This window comes from Pseudomonas sp. 1912-s (assembly GCF_029269205.1).
Lineage (GTDB): Bacteria > Pseudomonadota > Gammaproteobacteria > Pseudomonadales > Pseudomonadaceae > Aquipseudomonas.
This window is the reverse complement of record NZ_JARIXR010000005.1, coordinates 160,238-175,289: the sequence shown is the minus strand read 5'-3', so window position 1 is coordinate 175,289 and position 15,052 is coordinate 160,238. Positions and strand designations below refer to the sequence as shown.

Sequence of the window (15,052 nt, the reverse complement as noted above, 5' to 3'; positions counted from 1 at the left end):
AGCCCGGCTTGCCGGCGATGGCAGCCTCAAGGGCGCCATCGCCGGCAAGCCGGGCTCCTACAGGTATCTTCTATTTCAGGCTAGTCTCCACCTTCTGCGCCACATCCTCAGTCAACCATGCCTTCCAGATCTGCGGATGATCCTTGAGGAACGCCTGGGCGACTTCACGTGGCGAGCTGTGCTTCTCGCTCATCTCGGCCAGCGCCTTGTTCAACGGCTCGATAGGAAAGTCGACCTTGCCAAAGAACTCAGCGATCTGCGGATGCTCCTTCTGGAACGGCGTGGACACACCGATGCTCAGCTTGGAGGCCAGGGAACGCGTGGGTTTCGGGTCAGGATTGTCTGCATCGGTCAGCGTCTTCCAGGCCTCGGCGTCAAACGGTGGCTCTTCGAGCTGGATCAGCTTGTAGCGCCCCATCAGCGGGGTGGGTGACCAGTAATAGAACAGCACCGGCTTGCCCCGGCGGATCGACGAGGCAATCTCGGCGTCCAGCGCGGCACCCGAGCCACTGCGGAAATTCACGTAGCTGTCGTCAAGCCCATACGCCTTGAGTTTTTGCTTGTTGACCACTTCCGAGGTCCAGCCAATCGGGCTGTTGAGGAAACGGCCCTTGCCCGGTGCTTCGGGGTCCTTGAACACGTCCTTGTAGCGCGCCAGGTCTTTCACGCTGCGCAGTTCCGGCGCCAGGGGCTTGATGCCTTTGGCGGGGTCGCCCTTGACCACGTATTCCGGCACCCACCAGCCTTCGGTGGCACCCTTGACGATATCTCCCAGGCCCACCACTTTGCCCTCAGCCTCGGCCTTGACCCACACCGGACTGCGGCCGGCCCATTCTTCACCGATCACCTGGATATCGTTTTTCGCCAGGGCGGTTTCCAGGGTAATGGTGGTGCCGGGCAACGTGTCGGTGGGCAAGTCATAGCCCTTTTCGACAATCACCCGCAGCACCTCGGTGATCAGGCTGCCACTTTCCCAGTTCAGGTCCGCAAAATGAATCGGCGCCTGGGCGGCCGATACCGGCAGCGACACCACCGACAGACTCAGGGTCGTCAGTGACGCGGCCAACAGTGCTCGAATTCCTTTCATGCTTTGCACCTCATGCCTACAGCAATAGCGAACGGCTTTGCTGTAACACCGCGAAGCCTCTGAATACTTAAGTCAACTCAACTGTAGTAGAGGTTCCGGGGAACACGGCATGTAACGGCGTTACTCGCTGGCCTTGAAGGTCACGAGTTCACCCTTGCGCCATTTGGCGGCCTTGCCGGTGACGGCCTTCAGGGTCTTGGTCAGGCCCTCTACCAGTTGCTCATTGGCGGCGAATACCAACATCACGCTGTGGCCTTCCTTGAACACGATGCCCTGGCCTTCGGCCGAGGAAACAAAGGCGTAGTCGCCCAGTCCATACACCGTCAACTTGATATCGCGAAACTTCAGTTCGAACTTGCCGCCTTCGCGACTGGGCAATACAGCGGCCCGGAAATGATCACCGACCTTGAGTTCCAGTCGCGGCTTGTCATCCACCACCAGCGCCGTTTCGGTATCGATCTCGGCGATGTAGACACCTTCAGGTGTCTGCTCAGTGATGTAGACGAAACGGGACTGAAACTGCTTGACCAACTTTGCGCGCAAATCACCCAGCACGAACAACGCGTGCATATCCAGATTACTGACTGCCAAGGAAACGCCCCCACATCAAAAAGGTGCTGACCGCCAGGCGGGCAGCACAAAAAAACGGCCGAAACGGCACGATCACACGACAAATCCACTGAAAAAACTGAAGAAGGCCCACGCTGCAAAGCCATAAGACTAGTACAGGCGTGCCCGACGTACCTTACGCAAGGTCGCCGAGCGTTGCAGGAAATCACAGGTTTAATGGCCGGAGAATACTGGCCGCCCTACTTCAGACAATAACCCTTAAAAAAATGCAGTTTTCCGACATCCAACACAGAAACTAATGCTTTGGATGGAACCGGACGCCGGATGCTGACAACAATACTAAAACAGCAACACGGGTCAAAACCACCCGAAATATTGCAAGCGGGTCCGCAGGATCGATCGACAGGAGCTGATTATGCAACGACCTCAACCGATTGCCACACCCTCGAACACAGGTTCATCTTATATGGATGACGGCCAATTCTACTCCCTATACACCCAGGGCAGTTGCCTGCATTCGGTTCTCTATCGCGTAGTACCCGCCGGAAGAAACTTCTTTCATATCCTTGAAGTGCCCAGCGGGCGGATCAAAGGTTTTCGCAGCGGCCATCGCCAGGCGTGCGAACTGGCCAAACAACTTGAAGCCATCCTGCAAGCGCCCCACGGCTGAACCTCGGCGCTGTCGTTTCGTCATCTGGTTGACTTTACTGCGCCGCCCGCGCGTAACAACTGCCATACTGGTCCGTCCATTGAGATTTGTCCCCTTGCGGTTCAGGTTTCATCAGCGCAATTACCTCCAAGGGAAGGCTATACGTGACGGAATTTGATATAGGCGAATTTTTCATCCATGGCGAAGCTAGGGAAGTAGACGGTGAATTTCAAGCCGTGATCGTGATGCGGGCCAAGGCGCCCCTGACCACCGTGACGATCCATCAGGTAGAAAAGGACCGCTGGTTCAAAACCGTAGACGCCGCCCACACAGCAGCAAAGGAAGCCGCCAAAGCGCTTAAAGCCGCCGTCGACTCAGGCGCACTGACCTCCTGATTACCCGGCGCGACAATCCGATCGAACTCTGCCCCGCTACAACCCTCCCATGCATACGATGATCAGCCTGCATGGAGAACGATATGGAAGCGCCGACTTACACCCTCGAAGACCTGTTTGAACAACTTGGACTGGAATCGTCCCCCGAGGCGATTGACGCCTTCATCGGCGAACATACCCTGGCCAATGACGTAAAGCTGATCGATGCGGACTTCTGGTCACCGCAACAAGCCCAGTTCCTGAAAGATGAACTGCGTGAAGACGCGGTGTGGGCCATCGCGGTCGACGAACTGAACCAGCGCCTGCACCAGCCACGCTGATTCCCTCAATGCAGGCTGTCTGACTGTTCCAGGCGCAGCAGCGCCTCCCAGGCAGCCCTGCACTCCTCAGCTTCATCGCGACTGGCGAAGGCTGTGCCACGCTGCTCGCCGTTAAGCAGTACCACCCAACAGGCCTTGCGCCCCAGCGCACGCAGGGTTGGCGGTACGCCACTGCCAATCATCACGGCGACATCGACTTTGGTTTGCATGGGGAGCCTCCAGAGAATTAGTTAGCTGGCTAACAATGTTCGCCATGCTACGGTTTTCCTCCAGTTGGAAAAAGCTATCCCCGGAATAGCTCCCTTGCATAACCTGCAACAATCGACCCGCTGGGTTAACGTCCCTCGGGTTTATAGCCCAGCCGCAAACCACCCCAGTGCCTGCCATTCACCGTGATCGGCACCGAAAGGTCGTGCATCAACTCGCCGGTATCGCGGGTGTAGGTTTGCAGCAACACTGCCTGCTGGTGGCTGCCACAGCGGATCCCGGTGCGGTCTTCAAATTTGCGTTTGGTGCGGTTCTGTAGCGCGTCCACCTGGGCATCGCCGGTCAATGTCTGGGAAAACGCCTTGTTGTGGGTCGGTACATAACCCTGTGGCGTGCAGGCAATTGCAAACACCAGGCCCTCGTGCCGAGGCAACAAGGCCTCCTGGATCGCCGGCAGCACCTGGTCGGTGTAGCTGTCGAAACGGGTGTGGTACTTGCTTGGCCGGGTGTTGGGAATCGGGGTGTAACTGCGGTCGAACAGGTCGTCCAGGCTGATGCGGTTTTGCAGCACGTCGGCTTCAAACTGCGCGGCGATCCGGCTCGCGCCTTCGCGGGCGAGGTCGTAGATGCGTTGGTGGTAGTCGTCCAGGCCGACCTCGGCGAGGCGCTCGCTGATGGTTTCGGCCTGCCCTTCCATTTGCACCGCAGCGGCGGCCAGTTGTTGGGTCTGCTGGTCGCTGACGGTCAAATCGCTGCGCATCTGCTCCACCGCATGGAACAGGCTGTCGAGTTGGGCGCGGTTGGTGTCGGTGCCCTGGGCGATTTCATTGACCTGGCCTTCCACATCCGCTGCCAGGGTAGCAATGCTGTCCAGTTGCTCGCCGGCGTGCTCCACCTGTTCGACACCGGATTGCAAATCCGCCGACAATTGCCGGATCTGCTCCACCACCTGGGCGGTACGCTGCTGGATATCCGCCACCATCACCCCGACTTCATCCGTCGCGGTGGCGGTTCGCCCGGCCAGGCCGCGTACTTCGTCGGCGACCACCGCAAAGCCGCGACCATGCTCACCGGCCCGGGCGGCTTCAATCGCCGCGTTCAGCGCCAACAGGTTGGTCTGGCTGGCGATCGACTGGATCACCAGGGTAACGCGCTGGATTTCTTCGCTGCGCTGGCTCAAGGCCTCGATCAACTGGCGGCTGTCGTTGGCGCGCTGGCTGAGCTGATGCATGCGGGTGATGGATTGCGCCAGCACTTCGCGCCCTTCGGTGCTGCGCTGATGAGCCTGGCTGGCCGCGCCGAGCGCCTGGCGACTTAGCGCCGAGGTGACCTTCTCGGTGCCAATCATCACTTCGGCACTGCTGACAATCTGCCTGGCCGCGCCCAATTGCGATTGCAGCCTGGCCGCCAGTTGCTTGACCGAATAGGCCACGCCCGCCGCAGACAGCGCGTTATGACTGGTGGTGTAGGACAGGTCGCGGGTCAGCTCGCCGATTCCATCGGTGGCTTCGGACGGTGCAGCGCTGGGGGTGCGATGTTTCAGGCGGGGCAGCCAGATCAGCAACAGGGCCACCGGCACGCACAGGTAAATCGAGAGTTGGGCAAACGCGAGGCCCAGCAGCAACAGCACCAGGGCGGTACTTTGCAGGAGCGGCGTCAACCAGCCCGGCAACTGACGCACCACCGCGGGTGATGACGCTGCCGCGCCCATGAGAGATCCGTCTCCAGCCATGTTCGTTACCCCACTGCTTGTCGTTATTGTGACTGCATTAGACGCCACTATGTGGCCATTATCCATGGGCCTTTAGTGGGGGGCTTGCAGCAGATCAATAAACGGGGGGTACAGGCTGTTTTCTGCTGGGAACCGGGCAACCCGGCTCCAGCAGTTCACCGCATCAGGCTTGACGCTGGTGCTTGTCGATTTGCTCGTGGCGCTCTTGCGCTTCGATGCAGTACTTGGTGGTAGGGCTGATCAGCAGGCGCTTGAGGCCGATAGGCTCGCCGCTGTCGTCACACCAGCCGAAGGAATCTTCCTTGATACGGCCCAGGGCCTGCTCAAGTTGCGGCAGCATGCGCTGGTCGCGGTCAATGGCATTCACCAGCCAGGTGCGCTCTTCTTCGACAGAAGCAGCGTCAGCCGGGTCAGCCGGGGTGTCCAGGCTTTCGATGGCGATGCGGTTCTGTTCAATGCGCTCGTGGTGTTCCACTTTCATGTCTTGCAACAACTGCTCAAAAAAAGCGTGCTGCTCGGCATTCATGTAGTCATCCGCCGGCATGGCCAGCAACTTTTCCTTTGTCATTGATTTCTCTATAAAAAATACGTGCATCAAGGCGAATAAGGGAGCGTTCCGGCAGGCCTCTGCAGGTCTCGGAAAGGCGCCATCCATTTCAAGCGCCACCCGGCACTCAATTTACGAGGGGCGGCAGTCTAAGGCCGACTTGAGGGCTCAGCAACTGAAATGACAGGCATTTTTTCCAAGATAACCCGCAAAGGCACCAGGACGGGCTCGGCGAACGGTCATCGGAGTGCGTTTATAGCAAGAAATTCAGTGTTGTGGAGCTATATAGAAGACAAACGGTTAAATGTGGGAGCGGGCTTGCTTGCGAAGGCAGTGTGTCAGTCACTGAATGTTTAACTGATACACCGTCTTCGCGAGCAAGCCCGCTCCCACATTTTGACCGATGCGGCCCTGAGGACCGTGTTAGCGCTTGAGCTTGCGCTTGTTGCGATACTGGTCGATCACCACCGCCACCACGATGATCAGGCCTTTGATGATGTCCTGGATGTACGCATCCACGCCGACGAAGGTAAACCCGCTGGCCATCACCCCGAGGATCAGCGCGCCGATCACGGTGCCGGTGATGCGCCCTACCCCGCCCGCCAGGCTGGTGCCGCCGATCACTGCGGCGGCAATCGCGTCCAGCTCATACGACATGCCCATGCCCGCTTGCCCGGTGGCGGCCCGTGCCGAGGCCACCACACCGGCCAGGCCTGCCAGCAAGCCGGCGATGCTGTAGACGATGATCAAGTGGCGCTTGACGTTGATCCCCGAGGTGCGCGCCGCCTGCATGTTGCCGCCGATGGCGTAGGTGTATTTGCCGTACTTGGTGTAGCGCAGCGCGATATGGAAGATCACCGCCACCACCAGGAAGATCACCACCGGCATCGCGCCATGGCCGATCGCGGTGTAGGAATCCGAGAGCATGCTCACCGGCTGGCCTTCAGTGTAGTAACGCGCCAGGCCACGGGCCGAAACCATCATGCCGAGGGTCGCAATAAACGGCGGGATCCCGGTAACCGCAATGATGCTGCCGTTGATAGCCCCCGCCAGCAACCCCACGCCCAGGCCCATCGCCACCGGTATCCACACCGGCAGGTCCGTCAGGGAGGGAAACACCGCCCGGGAAAAGTCGGAAGTCTGCGCCAGACTGGCGGCGATCATCGCCGACAACGCCAGCACGGAGCCCGACGACAGATCGATACCCGTGGTGATGATCACCTGGGTGACGCCAATCGCCAGCAGGCCGATGATCGACACTTGCAGGATCATCAACACCAGGCGCTGGGAGTTCATCAGGAAGCTCTGGTCGCGCACGATCCAGCCAAACAGCTCGAACACCAGGCCGATGCCAATCAGCACCAGCAGGATGCTCAGCTCGGTGGGCATGCGTCGACGGTGCTTGACCGGCGCCGCAGCGGGCTTCTTTTCCTCGGGTTTGCTTTCCAGTATCGCGTTCATAACCACTCACCTTTTTTTATCGCATTGCGCCGGCCGCAACGGGCCGGCGCCGTCTGTTCGTTAGTGGACCGCCGTCATACCGGAAGCCAGTTGCATGACTTTTTCCTGGGTCGCTTCGCTGCGGTCCAGGGTGCCCATCAGGTCGCCTTCGTGCATCACCATCACCCGGTCGCTCATGCCCAGCACTTCCGGCAACTCCGAAGAAATCATGATCACCGCCATGCCTTCGCTGGCCAGGTAGGAAATCAGCCGGTAGATCTCGGCCTTGGCGCCGACGTCGATACCGCGGGTGGGCTCGTCGAGGATCAGCAACCGCGGGTTGGTCATCAGCCAGCGGGCCAGCAGGGCTTTTTGCTGGTTGCCGCCGGACAAGGTGTCGATGCACTGCTCCAGCGACGGGGTTTTCACCCGCAACTTGGTGCACATGTCCTCACACAGGGCCCGCAGGGCTTTCTGCTGGATAAACCCGTTGCCGGTGTAATGCGGCAGCACGGCCATTTCCATGTTTTCGAGCACCGACAGGCAGGGGAACAGGCCACTGAGCTTGCGGTCTTCGGTCAGCAGCGCGAAGCCCTTCTCGATGGCCATGTGCGGGTCGGTGATGCGTACGGTCTTGCCGTCCAGCTGGATCTCGCCGCCGGAGCTTGGGGTAATGCCAAAAATGGTTTCGGCCACGTTGGTACGGCCAGAGCCCATCAACCCGGCGATGCCCAGAATCTCCCCGGCGTGCAGGTCAAACGAGACGCCCTGGAATACCCCGTCCAGGCGCAGGTCACGCACCGACAGCAGCAGCTTGCCAATGGGTTTGTCGCGCACCGGGAACAGCTGGCTCAGCTCACGCCCCACCATCATCGAGATCAGGCTGTCGCTGTCCATGCTGTCGGCCCGCTGCAGGCCGATATAGGCGCCGTCGCGGAACACCGCCACTTCATCGGCGATGGCGAACACTTCGTTCATTTTATGGGTGATGTAGATGATGCCTTTGCCCTGGGACTTGAGGTCGGCAATGATCGAAAACAGGTGGGCCACTTCCTTGTCGGTAATGGCTGACGTCGGTTCATCCATGATCAGGATGTCGGAGTCATAGGACACCGCCTTGGCAATCTCGACCATCTGCCGCTCGGCGATGCTCAGGTTGCCGACGTGTTCTTCCGGGTCGAGGTTGATCCGCAGCCGCTCCAGCAATTGCGCGGTGCAGCGGTGCATTTCCCGGTGGTTGACCATGTGCAGGCCGTTGAGCTGCTCACGGCCGATCCAGATGTTCTCGGCGATGCTCATGTGCGGCATCAGGTTGAGTTCCTGGTGGATCATCGCGATCCCGGCCTTTTGCGCCGCCAACGGCGTTTCGAATTTGATCGGCTTGCCACGCAAGCGGATTTCACCCGCGTCGGGCTGATAGATACCGGCGATGATTTTCATCAGCGTCGACTTGCCCGCGCCGTTTTCGCCCATCAGCGCCAACACCGAGCCCGGGCGCACCCGCAGCTGCACATCGGCCAGGGCCACGACGCCGGGAAAGCCTTTGCTGATGTTGGAAATTTCCAGCAGGTAGGGCTCGCTCGGCCCGTCGGGCTGAGGGCCCGGCAGCGGGGCTTGCGAAGCAGTGGCTTGAGCAAACATATCGGGTACTCCGTCAGCAGGGCCGCCGTGGCTGCCCTGCCGGTTTATTGTTGTTATTAAGGGCTACTTGAAGTCTTTGACGTTGTCCGGGGTGATCAGCTTGAACGGGATCACCACGTTCTGCTCGACCGGCTCGTGCCTGGCCATCTTGCGTGCGGCTTCCACCGAACCCACGGCCTGGCCGTTGGCGTCCTGGAAGGCGGACGCGGCCATGTCACCCTTGGTGATCGCGTTCAGACCGTCCGGCGTGCCATCAACCCCGGCAATCAGGACGGTGCCCGGCTTGGTACCGGCCGATTTCAACGCCATGGACGCGCCAATCGCCATCTCGTCGTTGTTGGCCAGCACCGCGTTGAATTCGCGGCCTTGGGTCAGCCAGTCGTTGACCAGGGTCATGCCCTTGTCACGCAGCCAGATGCCGGTCTGCTCCTGCTCGATCTTGATGTCCGGGTATTTGGCCAGGACTTCCTTGACGCCCTTGGTGCGGTTGGTGGTGGAGTTGTTCGCCAGGTCACCCAGCAGGATCACGATCTTGCCCTTGCCGCCGAGCTTTTCGGCGATGTACTGCATTTGCAGCCGGCCGGCCTCGACATCGTTGGAAGTCACCGCCACGATGCCCTTGGGCAAATCTGTCTGGTCGGGACGGCGGTTGACGTACACCAGCGGAATGCCTGCCGCGAGCGCCGCTTTACTGATATTGGCGGTAGACGCGGTGTCGACCGGGTTGACGATGATGGCGTCGACTTTCTGGCTGATAAAGTTCTCGACCTGGCTCAGTTGCTTGACCACGTCGGCGCGGGCGTCTTCGAACTGCAGCTGTACGCCGTCACCCTTGGGGTAGGACTTGGCTTGCTTGTCCATGTCCTCACGCAGGTAGGTCAGGAAGGTGTCGTCGAATGCCGACATGCTCACGCCCACCTTGATATCGGCGGCCGTGGCGAAACCACTGGCGAGCATCATGGACAGGGCCAGTGCGGTAAAACGGATCGGGGTCTTCATGAACGGTCTGTCTCCAATTTCTTGTTGGTTTTGTGGACGTTGCGTTTTTCAGAGCGAAGCTGTCGGCAGTCGAACGATCGGCGCCCCCGGAATGCAGCACACCAGGGAACCCTTGCTTTCGACGCACAGGACATTCAGGAGGGAGAAGTAAAACGGCCGGGCGCGGGGCAGACCGCGTGGCGTGAGGGCAGGACGTAAAACTCGCAGTACAGCGTTGAAGATTTTCATCTGACGGTACCTGGTTGTTTTGATCTTGTTTTTGTCGAGTCGCCCGAATCGAGTCCGAACGTACTTTATGCAACCTGGAAATGACTTTATTGGAAAATAATTTCCATATCAACTTATTTTAGAATTTTATTCTATTTTTCATTTATGGCTTTCCAAAGCGGCCATTTCCACCACCTGTTGGCGTTCGGAACTGAGGCGTGCCGCGTCCAGTACACGGGTGGTTTCCAGTGCATCCCGGGCATCCACCGGCAGCGGGCCATGACCTTCCACCGCGCTTTGCAGCTGGCTATAGAACTGATTCCAGCGACCCTTTTCCGACGGGACACGCTCGCGCTCCTCGCCTTGCTCGAACCAGCCCCAGCGTCGATGCTCCTCGGCGCCCCAGTGCTCGCCTTCGGTTTTGGGCGTCTTGCCCGCCATCAGCAACGCTTCCTGACCGTCCAGCCCTTCCACGGTGTAGCAACCGGCGGTGCCATTCACCCGGAAACGCGGCGCCTGGCTGTTCTGCAAGGCACTGCCCCACAGGTGGGAAATCACCCCGTTGGCATGGGTCATGGACACGAAGAAACCGTGATCCACAGTGGGCTCCTGTCCGGTGTAGTGCAATTGCGCGAACACCCGGTCCACCGGGCCGAACAGTTGCAGGGCCTGGTCCACCAGATGGCTGCCCAGGTCCCGCAGGAATCCGCCGCCGCTGGCATTGCCCACGGAGCCCGGGTTGTAGCGTTCCACCCGGGATTCGAAGCGGGTGACGGTGCCCAATGCGCCGGCGTCGATCAGCTTGCGCAGGGTCAGGAAGTCCGAGTCCCAGCGCCGGTTCTGGTAGACGCTGAGCAACACGCCCTGGCGCTCGGCGGCGGTAATCAACGCCTGGGCTTGTTCGGCATTGCTGGCAAACGGTTTGTCACTGACCACCGCCACGCCGTGCTCGATGGCTTCCAGCACCAACGCGGGGCGGCCCTTGAGGGTGGTGGAGATCACCAGCGCATCGACGCCCGCCTCGACGATCTGGCCGATGCTATCGAAGGCTTTTACGCCGGGATGCTCTTTCGCCAACTGTTGGCGGCGTTCAGGTGAACGGGTGACCACGCCGACAAAGGTCGCCCCCGGCAGGCTGGCAATCAGCGGTGCGTGAAAAAAGCGGCCACCGTGGCCGTATCCAACCAGTCCGATTCGCATACAAATACTCCTTGGTTAATGGTGGCGAGGGAGCTTGCTCCCAGGCCACAGAGCAAGCCACAACGGTCTAACCGCACAGCTCTCGGGTGACCCGCTCCAGCATCATCCGGTTGGACTCATCCGGCCGGTCTTCCCAGGCAAACACCGACACCGTGGCGATGCCGTCGAACTTGATTTCCCGCAGGGTGCCGAAAAACGCCTCCCAGTTGACCTCGCCCTGGCCGATGTCCAGGTGCTGATGCACGGTGGCCGTGACGCCCGGCGGGTTGACGATGTAGCGCAGGTTGGAGGACGCCCGGTGGTTGTAGGTGTCGGCGATGATCAAGTGGCTGAGCTTGGCGCCTGCGTACTTGAGCATCGAGGCGATATCGCCCTTGCCGTCGTCATAGAAGAAGGTGTGGGGCGCGGCGTAGAGGTAGTTGATCCAGTCGCGGTCGAGGCCGCGAATGATGTCCACCGACTCGTTGTTGCGCTCGCAGAAGTCGTACGGGTGCGCCTGGATATCCAGCTTCACGCCTTCGCGCTCGAACTCCGGCATCAGCTCGTCCATGGAGCGCATGAACTGGTTTTCGCACACCAGCGGGTTGTCGGACTGGCCGGTGAATTCGGTGTTGACCAGCTCGCAGTCCATTTCCACCGCGATCTGGATCGCGCGCTTCCAGTTGCGTACGGCGGCAACCCGCAGGCCTTCGTCGGCGGCGGCCCAGTGGTACATGGGCAACAGGGACGAGAGCTGCACACCGGCGTCGCTCAGGGCCTTGCGAAATTCCTTGATGCGCGCCCGGTCGACCCGGGCGGCCTTGTAGAACGGCAGGAAGTCTTCCCGGGGCGAGAGTTCGATGTGCTGGTAGCCGAGCTCGGCGACCTTGTCGACCATTTGGCCGAGGGGCAGGTGGCGGTACATGTAGGGGTCTAATGCGATGCGCATGTTAGAAACGCTCCCAAATCTGATGTTGGAACCCGATCAAATGTGGGAGCTGGCTTGCCTGCGATAGCGGTGTATCAGGCGACAGTCTTGTTGAATGTGCCGCCGTCATCGCAGGCAAGCCAGCTCCCACACTGATCGGGTTCCTCCAGTGGAATAGGTGTCAGCCGTAAAAACGTGGACGCTCTGGCAGCCCCACTTTCACAATCTGCCCACTGTTCTGCGCCTCGATGCACGCATCCGCCGCCACCGCCGCCGCAAAACCATCCCACGCCGACGGCCCACCCACCTGCCCGGCCCGTACACCGTCGATAAACGCCTGCAGCTCAACGTCATAAGCCGCGATGAACCGGTCTTTCCAATCCATCAGAATCGCGTTCGACAGTTTGGCCCCGCTGCGCATCTGCACCTGGGACGGTTCCGGCAATTTCGCAATGCCGGTCTCCCCCACCACTTCACACTGAATGTCATAGCCGTACTGGCAGTTCACAAACACTTCCACATCGATGCGCGTGCCCTTGGCGGTTTCCAGCAGCACGATCTGCGGGTCACGCAAGTGTGCCAGCGCCTTGCTCGATTTACGCGGGAACACCACCTGCACCGACACATAGTCATCGGCCAGCAACCAGCGCAACACATCCAGCTCGTGGATCAGGGTGTCGGTGATCGCCATGTCGGTCTTGTAGTTCTCACCCACCCTCGGGTTGCGGTGAGCACAGTGCAGCATCAACGGCTCGCCGATCTGGCCGCTGTCGATCACGGTTTTGAGGGCGCGATAGCCGTGGTCATAAGGGCGCATGAAGCCCACTTGCACCAGGCGCTTGCCGTGGGCCACTTCGGCTTCGACGATCTTGCGGCAGCCTTCGGCGGTCACGGCCAACGGCTTCTCGCAGAACACCGGTTTGCCGGCAGCAATCGCCGCCAGCACGAATTCTTCGTGGCTCGGGCCCCAGGAGGTCACCAGGATCGCTTCGACTTGCGGCGAGTTGATCAGCGCATGGCCGTCCGGGTAAACCTCGGCGGTGAGTTTCAGGTCAGCGACGACCTTGGCAGCTTGCTCAAGGTTGATGTCCGTCACGGCGACTACCTGGCTGTTGAGCAAGGTCTGGCTGCAACGACGAATATGGTCCTGGCCGATGGCGCCAGTACCGATAACACCCAACTTCAAAGACATGAAAACACTCCTCTTGTTATTAGTACTGCCGGGCCTTGGCCAGGCGTTCATTGAGTTGTTTGGCCACCGCATCGGTGCGCGCGCTGGTGGACACTTGCGCCACACCGACCCGCCACCACGACAGGTACTTGTGGATCATGGTCTTGGGCAGAACCTTGATATCAATCAGCGTCGACACCGTTTGCGTGCGCGCATCGGCCAGCGCCGCCTGCAGCTGCTCCACGGTGTTGACCTTGTAGGTCTTGCAGCCATAGGCCGCCGCGCTCATGGCGAAGTCCACCGGCACAAAACCGCCGTCGAGCTTGCCGGTTTCAGGGTTACGGAACCGGAACTCGGTGCCGAAGCTGTCCATGCCGTGTTCCATCTGCAGGTTGTTGATGCAGCCGAAGGTCATGTTGTCCAGCAGCACCACGTTGATCTTGCGCCGCTCCTGGATCGAGGTCGCCAGCTCCGAGTGCAGCATCATGTAGGAGCCGTCACCCAGCAGCGCGTACACCTCGCGCTCAGGCTCGGCCAGCTTGACGCCCAGGGCCGCATTGACCTCATAACCCATGCACGAATAACCGTACTCGACGTGGTAGGTGTTGACGCCCTTGCTGCGCCAGCTGCGCTGCAAGTCACCGGGCAGGCTGCCGGCGGCGGCGACGATGATCGCGTCGTCGGCCAGGGTTTCATTGAGCACGCCGAGCACGCGGCTTTGGGTCAGGCAGGAGCCGGTCAATTCGATGAATTCACGCAGCACCGCCGGGTCCATGTGGTCGTTGATTTCCGGCACGAAGTTTTCAGTCTGGTAGTCGGCCTGGTAGATGCGGTCGACTTCGGCGTCCAACTGTACCTTGGCGTCCCGTGGTTGATCGCCCCAGCTGGAGCGGTAGTCACCCAGGGCCTCGGCCAGCGCTTCCAGGCCCACCTTGGCATCCGCCAGCAATTGCACGGCGTCCAGTTTCAGCACATCGCACGGGCTGATATTGAGGTTGAGAAACCGCACCTCGGGATGCTTGAACAGGGATTTGGATGAGGTGGTGAAGTCGGTATAACGCGTGCCGATACCAATGATCAGATCAGCCTCCGGCGCCAGCAGGTTCGCCGCCAGGCAGCCGGTTTCACCGAGGCCGCCGAGGTTCAGCGGATGGCTGGACACCACCGCGCTCTTGCCCGCCTGGGTTTCCGCGAAAGGAATGTCGAAGCGTTCGGCAAAGGCTTGCAGCGCGGCATTCGCGCCGGAGTATTTGACCCCGCCGCCACACACGATCAGCGGTTTGCGCTTGCCTTTGAACGCCGCCACGGCATCGCCCAGCATCGCTTCGGTCGTCGGGCGGCGGTCGATACGGTGCACGCGTTTTTGCAGGAAGTAATCCGGGTAATCCCACGCCTCGCCCTGCACATCCTGCGGCAAAGCCAGGGTCACCGCGCCGGTTTCGGCGGGGTCGGTGAGCACGCGCATGGCGTGGATCGCCGCCGTCATCAGCTGTTCCGGGCGATTGATACGGTCCCAGTATTTGCTCACCGCACGAAAGGCGTCGTTGGTGCTGATGCTCAAATCGTGAAACTGCTCGATCTGCTGCAGCACCGGGTCCGGCTGGCGGCTGGCGTAGACATCGCCGGGCAACAGCAGCAACGGAATGCGGTTGGCGGTCGCGGTCGCCGCAGCGGTCAACATGTTCGCCGCGCCCGGCCCGACCGAAGAGGTGCAGGCGTAGATCTTGCGGCGCAGGTGCTGCTTGGCAAAACCAATCGCCGCGTGGGCCATGCCTTGTTCGTTGCGGCCCTGATGCACCACCAGGTCGCCGCTGTCCTGCTCCAGGGCCTGCCCCAGGCCCAGCACATTGCCGTGGCCGAAAATCGTGAAGATGCCCGCGACAAATTTGCTCTGCACACCGTCGACTTCGATGTACTGGTTATCCAGAAACTTCACCAGGGCCTGGGCCATGGTCAATCGGGTTGTGGTCATGGGGTGCC

Annotated in this window: 16 protein-coding genes; 3 read left to right on the top strand and 13 right to left on the bottom strand. The window is 60.4% G+C overall.

Translation table 11 applies throughout. The features are described 5' to 3' along the window. Positions 1 to 70: 70 nt before the first annotated feature. Together P3C29_RS08835 and P3C29_RS08830 are read right to left on the bottom strand one after the other, a co-directional pair. Positions 71 to 1,087, bottom strand: a complete 1,017-nt coding sequence (locus tag P3C29_RS08835) for an ABC transporter substrate-binding protein (RefSeq protein WP_275964326.1) — start codon at positions 1,085 to 1,087, stop codon at positions 71 to 73. A gap of 120 nt (positions 1,088 to 1,207) precedes the next feature. After that, the gene (locus P3C29_RS08830) at positions 1,208 to 1,657 is read right to left on the bottom strand and encodes a hypothetical protein (RefSeq protein WP_275964367.1); all 450 of its coding nucleotides are present in this window, start codon (positions 1,655 to 1,657) and stop codon (positions 1,208 to 1,210) included. A 466-nt stretch (positions 1,658 to 2,123) separates the two neighbouring features. Between P3C29_RS08830 and P3C29_RS08825 the strand changes: the two genes are divergently transcribed. The 3 genes from P3C29_RS08825 (at position 2,124) to P3C29_RS08815 (ending at position 3,021) form a co-directional block, all read left to right on the top strand. Continuing rightward, positions 2,124 to 2,327, top strand: coding sequence for a hypothetical protein (locus P3C29_RS08825; protein ID WP_081480109.1), 204 nt, complete (start codon positions 2,124 to 2,126; stop codon positions 2,325 to 2,327). A gap of 143 nt (positions 2,328 to 2,470) precedes the next feature. Continuing rightward, entirely contained in the window at positions 2,471 to 2,701 is a 231-nt protein-coding gene (locus P3C29_RS08820) for a hypothetical protein (protein ID WP_201123482.1), read from the top strand. Positions 2,702 to 2,784: 83 nt separating this feature from the next. After that, a complete protein-coding gene (locus tag P3C29_RS08815; RefSeq protein ID WP_010173147.1) occupies positions 2,785 to 3,021 on the top strand; it encodes a DUF2789 domain-containing protein in 237 nt (78 codons plus the stop codon). Positions 3,022 to 3,026: 5 nt separating this feature from the next. On the opposite strand, the gene P3C29_RS08810 is transcribed toward P3C29_RS08815, so the two are convergent. The 11 genes from P3C29_RS08810 to iolD form a co-directional block, all read right to left on the bottom strand. Next, positions 3,027 to 3,230 carry a hypothetical protein gene (locus tag P3C29_RS08810; protein ID WP_201123480.1) on the bottom strand — a complete coding sequence of 68 codons (204 nt, stop codon included), beginning with the start codon at positions 3,228 to 3,230 and terminating at the stop codon, positions 3,027 to 3,029. Positions 3,231 to 3,355: 125 nt separating this feature from the next. Beyond that, complete coding sequence (locus P3C29_RS08805) at positions 3,356 to 4,939, bottom strand: methyl-accepting chemotaxis protein (protein ID WP_275964325.1); 1,584 nt, start codon at positions 4,937 to 4,939, stop codon at positions 3,356 to 3,358. Between the two features lie 184 nt (positions 4,940 to 5,123). Further along, positions 5,124 to 5,528, bottom strand: coding sequence for a TraR/DksA C4-type zinc finger protein (locus P3C29_RS08800; protein WP_010173153.1), 405 nt, complete (start codon positions 5,526 to 5,528; stop codon positions 5,124 to 5,126). 402 nt (positions 5,529 to 5,930) lie between these two features. Then, the gene (locus P3C29_RS08795) at positions 5,931 to 6,968 is read right to left on the bottom strand and encodes an ABC transporter permease (RefSeq protein WP_003214704.1); all 1,038 of its coding nucleotides are present in this window, start codon (positions 6,966 to 6,968) and stop codon (positions 5,931 to 5,933) included. A gap of 60 nt (positions 6,969 to 7,028) precedes the next feature. Continuing rightward, positions 7,029 to 8,588: a sugar ABC transporter ATP-binding protein gene (locus tag P3C29_RS08790; RefSeq protein ID WP_010173155.1), complete on the bottom strand. Its 1,560-nt coding sequence runs from the start codon at positions 8,586 to 8,588 to the stop codon at positions 7,029 to 7,031. 63 nt (positions 8,589 to 8,651) lie between these two features. After that, positions 8,652 to 9,587 (bottom strand): sugar ABC transporter substrate-binding protein, encoded by a 936-nt coding sequence (locus P3C29_RS08785; protein ID WP_010173158.1) that lies wholly within the window; start codon positions 9,585 to 9,587, stop codon positions 8,652 to 8,654. Positions 9,588 to 9,635: 48 nt separating this feature from the next. Beyond that, complete coding sequence (locus P3C29_RS08780) at positions 9,636 to 9,815, bottom strand: hypothetical protein (RefSeq protein ID WP_081480110.1); 180 nt, start codon at positions 9,813 to 9,815, stop codon at positions 9,636 to 9,638. A gap of 138 nt (positions 9,816 to 9,953) precedes the next feature. Beyond that, positions 9,954 to 10,994, bottom strand: a complete 1,041-nt coding sequence (locus P3C29_RS08775; RefSeq protein WP_275964324.1) for a Gfo/Idh/MocA family oxidoreductase — start codon at positions 10,992 to 10,994, stop codon at positions 9,954 to 9,956. A 67-nt stretch (positions 10,995 to 11,061) separates the two neighbouring features. Continuing rightward, a complete protein-coding gene (locus P3C29_RS08770; RefSeq protein WP_275964323.1) occupies positions 11,062 to 11,922 on the bottom strand; it encodes a sugar phosphate isomerase/epimerase in 861 nt (286 codons plus the stop codon). A gap of 160 nt (positions 11,923 to 12,082) precedes the next feature. Further along, the gene (locus tag P3C29_RS08765) at positions 12,083 to 13,093 is read right to left on the bottom strand and encodes a Gfo/Idh/MocA family oxidoreductase (protein ID WP_275964322.1); all 1,011 of its coding nucleotides are present in this window, start codon (positions 13,091 to 13,093) and stop codon (positions 12,083 to 12,085) included. 19 nt (positions 13,094 to 13,112) lie between these two features. Then, positions 13,113 to 15,044 (bottom strand): 3D-(3,5/4)-trihydroxycyclohexane-1,2-dione acylhydrolase (decyclizing), encoded by a 1,932-nt coding sequence (iolD, locus tag P3C29_RS08760; protein WP_275964321.1) that lies wholly within the window; start codon positions 15,042 to 15,044, stop codon positions 13,113 to 13,115. Positions 15,045 to 15,052: the final 8 nt, after the last annotated feature.